This is a genomic window from Vibrio sp. Y176, assembly GCF_033438945.1.
Genome location: NZ_JAWOQS010000651.1, coordinates 1 through 653, shown reverse-complemented (window position 1 = coordinate 653; position 653 = coordinate 1). Strand labels below are relative to the sequence as shown.

1 protein-coding gene is annotated in these 653 nt (G+C 47.8%); it reads right to left on the bottom strand.

Translation table 11 applies throughout. From position 1 onward, the window contains the following. A partial coding sequence (locus R7O13_RS27870; RefSeq protein ID WP_318305325.1) for an intermembrane transport protein PqiB occupies positions 1-653 on the bottom strand: 653 nt, incomplete at both ends.

Genomic DNA, 653 nt, shown 5'->3' with positions numbered 1-653 from the left:
CTCTTCGCTGAGAAATGCTCTTCTGGAGTTGGAAGACGCATAGGCACTCTCATTACTGTACCAATGCGCAGGCCTCGGTATTCAACCGGAGCTTTGCGTTTTAGGCCACGAACGGACTCTTCGAATAGCATTACGAATTCGATGTATTCGTCGTACATGCCTTCGCGTACTTGTTTAACATCATCGTACAAACGGAAGTTCGTCATGTCTTTGGTAAGAGCTTCGCCTGACTCCATTCCAGGAATGCTATCAAAGGTGACGCCACCAGTAAGAAGGCTTTCAAGCGAGCCAAATTTCACTTCAAATCCTTCCGCATTCAATTGTAGATCGAGGCCTGAATTGAGCCAGAATTTGGTGCGAGTGCGCACTAAACTGTCGTAAGGCTTAAAGATGAAAAGTTGGTAAAGAGCACGGCGCGTATCTACGTCAAAGCTGGTTTTCTCTACTCGCCCAACCGTAAAGCCTTTATAAATAACCGGGTCACCCACACCAAGCTTACCTGCTTCACGGTGAGTCAAGACAATGCGCAGACCTTCTGCGTCAGGCGAAGCGACAGGTGGAACATCCAGAACTGCGAAATGATCTTTTTCGACCTCAGAACTGCCCGGTTGCAATTGAATGTAAGCACCGGAGAGAAGAGTTTCCAAACCAGA